This window comes from Methylobacterium sp. B1, assembly GCF_000333255.1.
Taxonomy (GTDB): Bacteria; Pseudomonadota; Alphaproteobacteria; order Rhizobiales; family Beijerinckiaceae; genus Methylobacterium; species Methylobacterium fujisawaense.
This window is the reverse complement of sequence record NZ_BACT01000360.1, coordinates 1-9,240: the sequence shown is the minus strand read 5'-3', so window position 1 is coordinate 9,240 and position 9,240 is coordinate 1. Positions and strand designations below refer to the sequence as shown.

The following is a 9,240-nucleotide window of genomic DNA, read 5'->3' as shown; positions in this document are numbered from 1 at the left end:
GAAGCGCCCGGCGCGCCGAGAAGGTCGCGCTCGCGCATCCGGGTAAAGGGCTCCAGGCGGGGATCGTCCGGGTCGCAGAGGTCTTCCGGGTCCGGGGTCACCTCAGCCCTGGGCGCGCTCGGTGCGGCTCGCCAGCGGGTCGGCCTCGGCCTTGGTCGGCACCTTCACCAGCGCCTCGCCGTCGAGGACGGTCTCGCCCCCGACGGAGCACCGGCAGGCGAGGCGCGCCCGCCGCCGCTCGGGCATGAGTTCGGCCACCGTCACGGTGACGTCGACGACGTCGCCGATCCGCACCGGGGCGCGGAAGTTCAGGGTCTGGGAGATGTAGACGGCGCCCGGTCCGGGCAGGCGCGTGCCCAGCACCGCCGAGATCAGCCCGGCCGTGTACAGGCCGTGGGCGATGCGGGTGCCGAAGGGCGTGCGCGCGGCGAAGTGCTCGGACAGGTGGATCGGATTGCGGTCGCCGGTGATCTCGGCGAAACCCACCACATCCGACGAGGCGATGGTCTTCGACAGAGTCTCCGACAGTCCGACTTCGAGATCCTCGAAATAGAGCACGCGCAGTTCGGGCAGCATGACGCGGCAGACCTCCGGTTCGGGCCGGTCATTCGTCTCGTGCGGCCGGCTCCGGCAACGGCGTCGCACGATCCCGGCGCCGAATCCACCCGGACAAAGGCTGAAGGGCCTCGAACTTTCTTGAGCCGCCGACAGGGTTTTCTCAACAGCCGCTCGACAGAGCCGTGCGCGTCGGCGAAGAGGCGTCCCGTGATCGCCGATGATGTGCCCCCGCCCGCGCGGCCCGCCCTGCGCCCGGTCGTCGCCCGCGTGGCGGCGCTCAACCTCGGCTATTTCGGCATCGAGATCGCGGTGGCGCTCGCCATCGGCTCGGTGGCGCTGATCGCCGACAGCCTCGATTTCCTCGAGGACGCCGCGATCAACCTGCTGATCTTCGCGGGCCTCGGATGGAGCGCGCGCTACCGCGCCCGCCTCGGGACCGCCATGGCGGGCATACTGCTGCTGCCGGCGCTAGCGGGAGCCTGGGCGGCATACGGAAAGATCGCCGATTTCACCGCCCCCGCCGCTCTGCCCCTGACCCTCGCGGGGCTCGGGGCACTGGCCGTCATTTTGCACTGCGCGCTCATGCTCGCCCGGCATCGCTCCGGCTCGGGCAGCCTGACCCGGGCGGCCTATCTCTCGGCACGCAACGACGCCTACGCCAATCTGGCGATCATCGCCGCCGGCCTCGTGACGGCCCTCCACCCATCCCCCTGGCCCGACCTCGTCGTGGCGGCCGGGATCGCGATCCTCAACGCCGACTCGGCCGCCGACATCCTCAAAGCGGCCGCGGCCGAGCGCAGAGCCGCACGATAGCGGCCCCCAGCAGCGACCATCATGCGCATCTTCCCCATCTCGGATCTGCACCTGGAGCGGCGCCGCCTCGACCTGATCGCGCCGCCCGCAGAGCCGTTCGACCTGCTCGCCTGTCCCGGCGACCTCCACGAAGGGCATCCCGAACGGGGGCTCGCGGCCCTGCTGCATCTCGCGCAGGGGCGGCCGATCGTGCTGGTGCCGGGCAACCACGAGCGCTATGCCCCGACCGGGGACCGGCGCACCGCACCGGAGCTGCTCGCCGCCCTGGAAGACGAGGTCGCGCGGCTCAACGAGCTGGGTGCCCGGATCCATCTGCTCCAGCGCGCGCAGAGCTGCGTCATCGACGGCGTCCGCTTCGTCGGCACCACCCTGTGGAGCGACTGGGACCTCGCCGGGCGCTGGCTCGCCCCGGATGCCCCGGACCGGCCCGCCGATCCGGTGGCCTACGCGGCCGCCCGCATGACCGATCCTGTGACGGGCTCCCGGGAATATCTCGGCGCGATCCGCAAGGCCGACGGCAGCCCCTGGCAGCCCGCGGACGCGATGGCGGAGCACCGGATCGAGCGGGCCGCCCTGCACGCGGCGCTGCAGATCCCGCACGACGGTCCGACCGTCGTGGTGACCCATCACCCGGCGAGCCCGTTGGCCGCGGACCGGTTCCGGGACGTGGCCGGCGTTCCCTGGTGGGTGCCGGCCTTCTATGCCAGCACGGCCCTCGACGCCCTTTCCGATCCCGCGCGACCGGCGCTGTGGATCTCCGGGCATTTCCACGCGGGCCACGACCTCGCGGTCGGGCGCTGTCGCTGGGTCTCGAACCCGGTGGAGGGCGCGACCTACCGCTGCGATTTCGTCGTGGAAGTCGAGAACCGGTGATTTAGTCCCGTCTCAAGAGATCGGACCGTCGAGGCTGTGCCGTTGCGCACGGCTTGGCCGTAACGGCGGGATGTTGTCGGAGCGAGCGCCCGTCCAACCCTGATCGGCCCCGCATCCCGGGGGCCTGGTTCGGGGTTCTCATGGTCGGATTTAGCCTGACGTCACGCGGGTTCGCGGCGGTGGTTCTTGCCGTCACCGCTCCCATCTCCGTCGCGTCGACGGCGACGGGTGCCCGGGCGGCCTCCGCTGCGCAGCCGGGGCAGACGGTCGGTCTGCCGGTGGGCGATCAGCTTCCCGTCGGCCTGTATTTCGTGAACCTGTCGAGCTTCGGCGTGCGCGGCACCCGCCCGCGGGATTCCGCGACCAACGTCAACCTGCCGACCTTCGCGTGGGCGACGCCCTGGGACGTCGCGGGCGCGCGCCTGCAATTCTTCTTCACCCAGCCGATCGCGGCCGCGAGCAGCCAGGGGGCGCCCTACCAGAGCGGCGTCGGCCAGCAATTGCTCGCCGCGCAGCTCGCCTGGGATCTCGGCGGGGATGTGGGTGTCAGCTACCTGTTCGGCGGCTACCTGCCGATCCAGACGCGCTTCCTGACCCAGTCCGCCTCGCTGACCCACCGCTTCGCGGTCAGCTACACCGGCCAGGGCTGGAACCTCACGGCGAACCTGCTCTACGGCGTCTTCCTCGACCCGCGCTCGCCCAGCGGCACCCTGTACCCGGACTACCTGAACCTCGACCTGACCATGACGAAGAAGTTCGGCGCGTGGCAGGTCGGCGCGGTGGCGTTCGGGTCGACGGACCTTCCCACCGGGGTGGCGAGCTACCGCCCGCAGGGGCAGATCGCGGTGGGCGGTCTCGTCGGCTACAATTTCGGGCCCGTGAACCTCCAGGCCTACCTCACCCACGACGTGGTCGAGCGCAATTACGGCGGCCGCGAGGTCCGCGGCTGGCTGCGGGCGATCGTGCCGCTGTACCAGGACAAGAACGAGGTCGAGCCGGGCCGCACCCTCGTGACGCGGCGGCAGGCCGAGTAGCCAAGCCGGCTGACGCTGTCCGGGCTGGCGCCATCCCGGGCGCAGGCGGCGGATCCGGGTCACGGACCGCTGCCGCGCGGCGAATGCACGACGACGGGGCCGGACGGGGCGCCCGTACAAAAGGGGCCTCCGAGATCGACGATCTCGGAGGCCCCTTTTGCGTGCAGGATTGCGCTGCCGTTCAGGCGGCGGATCCGCGCCCCGGCTGACGGGGCGCGGCAGAGCCTTCAGCCGTGCACCAGTACGTTGCGGAACTGCCAGGGATCGCTGGTGTCGATGTCCTCCGGGAACAGGCCCGGGCGGTCGGTGAGCGGCGTCCAGTCCGTGTACACGCCCACGACCGGGCCGAGATACGGGGTCTGGACCTCCAGGCAGCGGCGGAAATCCATCTCGTCGGCCTCGACGATGCCGGCCTCCGGGTTCTCCAGGGCCCAGACCATGCCGGCAAGCACCGCCGAGGTCACCTGCAGGCCGGTGGCGTTCTGATACGGTGCGACCCGGCGGGTCTCCTCGATGGAGAGCTGCGAGCCGTACCAGTAGGCGTTCTTCTTGTGGCCGTAGACGAGCACGCCGAGCTCGTCGATGCCGTCGACGATCTCGGTCTCGTCGAGGATGTGCTGCTGCTCCTGCACCTTGGCCGCCTTGCCGAACATCTCGTGGAGCGACAGCACGGCGTCGTCGGCCGGGTGGTAGGCGTAGTGGCAGGTGGGCCGGAAGACCGGCTTATCGCCCTCGCGCACCGTGTAGTAGTCGGCGATCGAGATCGCCTCGTTGTGGGTCACGAGGAAGCCGAACTGCGAGCCGGCGGTCGGGACCCAGGTGCGCACCCGCGTGTCGGCCCCCGGCTGCAGCAGATAGATCGCGCAGCGCGAGCCCTTCTCCTGCTCGCGGGCGTTGTCGGGCTTCCAGGTCTCGTGCGTGCCCCAGCCGAGCTCGGCCGGCTGGTTGCCCTCGGAGACGAAGCCCTCGACCGACCACGTGTTGACGAAGACGCCGCGCGGCTTCGGATTCTTGGCGCGCTGCGTGTCGCGCTCGGCGATGTGCACGCCCTTCACGCCCAGATCCTTCATCAGGGCGGCCCACTCGGCCTTGGTCTTGGGCTCCGGCCGCTCCAGGCCGGTATCCTGGGCGATATTCAGGAGCGCCTGCTTGACGAACCACGAGACCATGCCGGGATTGGCGCCGCAGCAGGAGACCGCCGTGGTGCCGCCCGGCTTCTGCTCGCGGGCATCGAGGATGTTCTCGCGCAGGGCGTAATTCGTGCGGTCGCCCTGGCTCTTGGTCTTGTCGAAGTAGAAGCCCGGCCAGGGCTCGGCCACGGTGTCGATGTAGAGGGCGCCGAGTTCGCGGCACAGCTCCATGATCGCCCGCGAGGAGGTGTCGACCGACAGGTTCACGCAGAAGCCCTGGCCGCCGCCTTCGGTGAGGAGCGGGGTGAGCACGTCGCGGTAGTTCTCCGGCGTCAGCGCCACCTTCTCGAAGCGCAGGCCGTGCTTCTCGGCGAGGGCGCGATGCGTGTCGACCGGGTCGATCACCGTGAAGCGGGCCCGGTCATACTCGAAATGGCGCTCGATGAGCGGCAGGGTGCCCCGGCCGATCGAGCCGAAGCCGATCATCACGATGGGGCCGGTGATCCGGCCGTGGATCGGGTGACGGGTCGGCTGATCGGTCATGCGGGATATCCTCGTTGGCGGATGCCGGGCGCGTCCGCTCATCTGGCTCGCGGGCGGGTTATGGCGCGCGTGTGACAGTGCAGCGACAGGCCCGCGCCGCCGGAGCGGTGCCGGTGCGGTCCAGGGGCCGAGTCGCCGGAAGCGCGCTCAATGGCCGCTCGCCCGTCGCCGGTCAACCGCGCGGATCCGCGCCTTCGTTAACGGCATCTTGCACGCGCCGGGTCGAAACCATGACCTCGACGCATGCGCCCCCCGCCTTGGAACGGATGGCAGGCTCCGCGTGCAGGGCTCATATTGCAGTGCAGCAAGGTCACCGAGAGGACCGCAGGAACTGGGGAGCGTGGAAACGCCCGGGCCCTCGCACTTGGAGTCCGTCATGCTCGCGCTCATAACCTCCCGGATCCCCGGCCCGGCCGTCGAGACCGCCGACCGTGATCCCGGCTTCCTCACCCTCGTCTTTGCGGTCGCCCGCGGCCTGCGCAACGGAGCGGAGACCGCCTTCGCGCGCCGCTGCGCCCTGGCCCGCGCCGTCGGCGGCCCGAATCCGCTCTGAGGGCGGCCCCCGACCCACTGACGATGCTCCGGACGATTGCGTCGCCCCGGCTAGGGCATTAGGCGGCTCTGCCGTCCAATGGCTTCGGGGGATCGTGATTCCATGCCGACATTTCGTGCGCATCTGCGTCTCAGCCTGATCGCGACCTTGCTCACGGCGGTCCCGATCCTGGCGGCGCGCGCACAGGATGCCGAGCCCGAGGCCGCGCCGGCCGCCGAGGCACCCGCCAAGGCACGTCCCAAGCCCCGGCCGAAGCCTGTCCCCCACAAGGCGGCTAAGCCCGCGGAGGCCGCCAAGCCCGCCGAGGCGGCGAAGTCCGAGGCGGCCGCCACGCCTGCGGCGGCGCCGGCCCACGCCGCGTGGCCCACCGGAGCCAGCACCGTCAGCGAGAGCTACGGCGACTGGACGATGACCTGCACGCGTCCGAACGAGAAGGTCACCTGCATCGTGGCCCAGGCGCAGGGTGATTCGCAGACCGGCCGGCGCAAATTCGGCATCGAGCTGCAGACGCCGGCGAACGGCCGCTCCGAGGGGATCGTGCTGATGCCCTTCGGACTCGCCATCGAGCCGGGCGTGACCTTCAAGCTCGACGAGCAGACCCTGGGCAAGGGCGCGCCCTATACGACCTGCAGCGCCGAGGGCTGCATCGTGGCGATCAGCTTCCCGACGCTGGCCCTCGACGGGATGCGCACCGCAGGCGCTCACCGTGACCGGTCAGAAGGCGGGGGGCACCGAACCGGCCACCGTCTCGGTGCCGCTGGTGGGTTTCCCCCAGGCCTTCGACCGGGCCGTCGCCCTCAGCGGCTGAGGCCCGTCGCCTTTTCCGGTTACGGTTAAGCCAGCGTTAGCCGCAGCGCGGCAGGATCCCGCCGAGATGTGGCGCCGCGCGCCGCGGCGCGTCCAGTGCCGCGCGCCGGGTTCGGATCGGCGAGGCGATGGGATCGGTGGGCGGGCGACCCCGGGTCGGTCGAGGACGTGGCGTGCGGCTGCTGACGACGGCGTCGCTGGCGCTGCTTGCCCTTCTGGCGGCGATCGACCCGGTCCTGGCCGCACGGCTGATCGGCGCGAAGGGCAGCGAGAGCGGCAACGGTGCCGGCGGTTACGGCCGGATCGTGTTCACCTTCGACAAGCCGGTCGCGATCAAGACCAAGCTCGCCGGCGGCGTGCTCCTCGTCGGCTACGGCGAGCGGATCGCGGCCGGGCCCGAGCACCTCGCCGACGACATGCCGGCTTTCGTCGCCAGCGTCCGCCGCGATCCTGACGGGACGGGCCTCCGGCTCGCCCTGCAGCGGCCTTACCAGGTCAACGTCCAGACGGCCGGCGAGCGGGTGTTCGTGGACCTGCTGCCGGAGGGCTGGTCCGGCCTGCCGCCGCCGCTCCCGCCGGAGGTGATCGCCGAACTCGCCCGCCGGGCCCGTGCCGCCGAGGAGGCGCTCAGGGCGCGCATCCCGGAACCCGTGCGCCGGCCGCTGTCGCTCGAACTGGCGCGGCTTCCGACCTTGACGCGGCTGTCGCTGCGCCTGCCCGCCGAGGCCGTCTCAACAGTGACCGCCGAGGGGCCGGCGACGCGGGTGCGGGTGGTGGGGGCCTGGACCATCGACACGGGCGAGACCCGCGGCCGTCCGAGGCCGGGCATCGCCAAGCTGGCCACGGAGATCGACGCGAGTTCGGCGAGCCTGCTCGTCACCCCCGAGGACGGGTTCACGATCGGCACCGAGCGCGAGGACGGCGCCATCATCGTGGACGTGGTCCGGCGCAAGCCGCCGGAGCCGGCGACGGCCGCCGTCGACGTGCCGGGGCCAGCCGCTGCGACAGCGTCGCCGCCGATCCCGGTCCCGATCCCGGTCCCGGTCCCGCCGCGCCAGGCGGCGCCGGCCGCTCCGCCCCGGCCTCCCGAGGCACCGCCGAAGCGCCGTGCCGGCGGCGGCCTGGTCTTCCCGTTCCAAACCCTGCCGCCGGCCGTCCTGTTCGAGCGCGGCGGCGTCGCGACCCTGGCCTTCGAGACCGCCGAGCCGGTGACCCTGCCGCCGGCGAGCCAGGGGCTCGCGCCAATGGGGCCGCCCGCCCGGAGCGGCCCGCTCACGGTCATGCGGTTTCCCGTCCCGCCCGGACGCCTCGTCGATCTCAGCGCCGTCACCACCGCCAGCGGGGTCGCCTGGGAACTCTCGGCGGGCGAGACGCTGAGTCCGAGCGACACGATCGATCCCGTCCGCAAACCCGATCCGTCCGGCCGCATGGCCGTCACCCTGGCGCTGCCGCATCCCGGTTCGGCGACGTGGCTCACCCTCGACAACGAGCGGATCGCGGTGGTCACCTCGGCCGCGCAGCGCCCGGTCGGCAACCCGAAGAGCCGCCGCTTCGTCGATTTCGAGATCCTGCCGAGCCGGCACGGTCTCGCGGTGCTGGCCGGCGCCGACGATCTCGCCGTGCGGCCCGAGCTCGAGAGCGTCTCGATCGGCCGTGAGGGCGGTCTCGCCGCCTCCATGGCGGCCCGCAAGCCGGAAGCGGTGCTCGCGGATGCGGGTGCGCTTGCGATCGCGAAGGAGCCCTGGGAGCGTGCCCGGATGGGCAACGTTCGCGAGACCCTGCGCGGCCTCTTCGACGCGGCCGTCGCTGCGACGCCATCCGAACGCGGTCCGGCCCGCCTCGCTTTGGCGCGTGCGGATCTGGCCAACGGCCTCGACTACGAGGGCCTCACGGTCCTCGAGATCGCGGCCGCCGACGATCCGCTCCTGGCCTCCCAGCGCGAGACGGCCATCCTGCGGGGCATGGCCCTGGTGCGGATCGGCCGGAACGCGGAGGCGCTGAAGGCCCTCAGCGTGCCGACCCTGGCCGATGATCGCGAGGCCGCCCTGTGGCGGGCGATGGCGGCAGCGGGTGCGGGCGACTGGAAGGCGGCGGAAGCCGGCTTCCTCAAGGTGCTGCCGCTGGCCAGCGGCTATCCCACGGATGTGGCGCAGCTGATCCGGGCGAGCGCGGCCGAATCGGCGATCGAGAACGGCGATGCCGAGACCGCCGCCGCCCGGGCCGAGGCAGAGCGTCATCTGGCGCCCTGGATCCGGGACCGCTTGGCCCTGGTCCGCGCCCGCGTGGCCGAGGCGACCGGCCAGACCGAGGCGGCCCTCGACGCCTATGCCCGCCTGGAGGATTCAGCCGTGCGGCCGGTCTCGGGCGAGGCCGCCCTCAGGGGGGCGCTCCTGGCTCGGGCTTCCGGCAAGCTGGCCCTCGATGCCGCCACCGAGCGGCTGGAGCGGCTCGCCCTGACCTGGCACGGCGGCCCCGTCGAGGACGGCATCACGGCCGGCCTCGCCCGCCTCTACCTCGACGCGGGCCGGTGGCGGGACGCCTTCACGGTGGTGCGCCGGGCCAATGCCTCCGCGCCCAACGCCCCCACCACGGAGGCCCTGACGCGGGAGGCGCAGATGGCCTTCGAGAACCTGTACCTCACCGACAAGGGCGACAAGCTCTCCGGGATCGAGGCCGTGGCGCTCTTCTTCGACTTCCGGGAGCTGAGCCCGATCGGGCGGCGCGGCGACGCGGTGGTGCGCCGGCTGGCCGACCGCCTCGTGGGCCTCGACCTCCTCGATTCCGCCGCCGACCTCCTGAAGTACCAGATCGACAACCGCCTCACCGGGCCCGGCGCGGTCCGCCGTGGCGACGCGGCTCGCGACGGTGCGGCTGATGAACGACAAGCCGATGGAGGCGCTCAAGGCCCTCGACGCCACCGAGCTGCCCG

Annotated in this window: 7 protein-coding genes and 1 pseudogene; 6 read left to right on the top strand and 2 right to left on the bottom strand. The window is 72.0% G+C overall.

Going from position 1 to position 9,240, the window contains the following annotated elements; genetic code table 11:
• Positions 1–102: 102 nt before the first annotated feature.
• Positions 103–576 (bottom strand): 3-hydroxybutyryl-CoA dehydratase, encoded by a 474-nt coding sequence (croR, locus tag I53_RS10490; protein WP_043350156.1) that lies wholly within the window; start codon positions 574–576, stop codon positions 103–105.
• Positions 577–765: 189 nt separating this feature from the next.
• On the opposite strand from croR, the gene I53_RS10485 reads away from it, so the two are divergent.
• The 3 genes from I53_RS10485 to I53_RS10475 all read left to right on the top strand — a co-directional run bounded on the left by I53_RS10485 (position 766) and on the right by I53_RS10475 (position 3,278).
• Positions 766–1,371: a cation transporter gene (locus I53_RS10485; protein ID WP_187294332.1), complete on the top strand. Its 606-nt coding sequence runs from the start codon at positions 766–768 to the stop codon at positions 1,369–1,371.
• A gap of 21 nt (positions 1,372–1,392) precedes the next feature.
• Complete coding sequence (locus I53_RS10480; RefSeq protein WP_187294331.1) at positions 1,393–2,244, top strand: metallophosphoesterase; 852 nt, start codon at positions 1,393–1,395, stop codon at positions 2,242–2,244.
• 140 nt (positions 2,245–2,384) lie between these two features.
• Positions 2,385–3,278 (top strand): transporter, encoded by an 894-nt coding sequence (locus I53_RS10475; RefSeq protein WP_043350152.1) that lies wholly within the window; start codon positions 2,385–2,387, stop codon positions 3,276–3,278.
• Positions 3,279–3,505: 227 nt separating this feature from the next.
• Here I53_RS10475 and I53_RS10470 read toward each other — a convergent pair whose 3' ends face one another.
• A complete protein-coding gene (locus I53_RS10470; RefSeq protein WP_043350149.1) occupies positions 3,506–4,951 on the bottom strand; it encodes a homospermidine synthase in 1,446 nt (481 codons plus the stop codon).
• A gap of 376 nt (positions 4,952–5,327) precedes the next feature.
• Here I53_RS10470 and I53_RS33860 point away from each other — a divergent pair, with 376 nt between their 5' ends.
• The 3 genes and pseudogenes from I53_RS33860 to I53_RS10460 all read left to right on the top strand — a co-directional run.
• The gene (locus tag I53_RS33860) at positions 5,328–5,504 is read left to right on the top strand and encodes a hypothetical protein (RefSeq protein WP_164706345.1); all 177 of its coding nucleotides are present in this window, start codon (positions 5,328–5,330) and stop codon (positions 5,502–5,504) included.
• A 102-nt stretch (positions 5,505–5,606) separates the two neighbouring features.
• Positions 5,607–6,312 (top strand): annotated as a pseudogene (locus I53_RS10465) (invasion associated locus B family protein).
• Between the two features lie 172 nt (positions 6,313–6,484).
• Positions 6,485–9,240: hypothetical protein (locus I53_RS10460; protein WP_251982286.1), on the top strand; the 2,756-nt coding region annotated here is incomplete at its 3' end.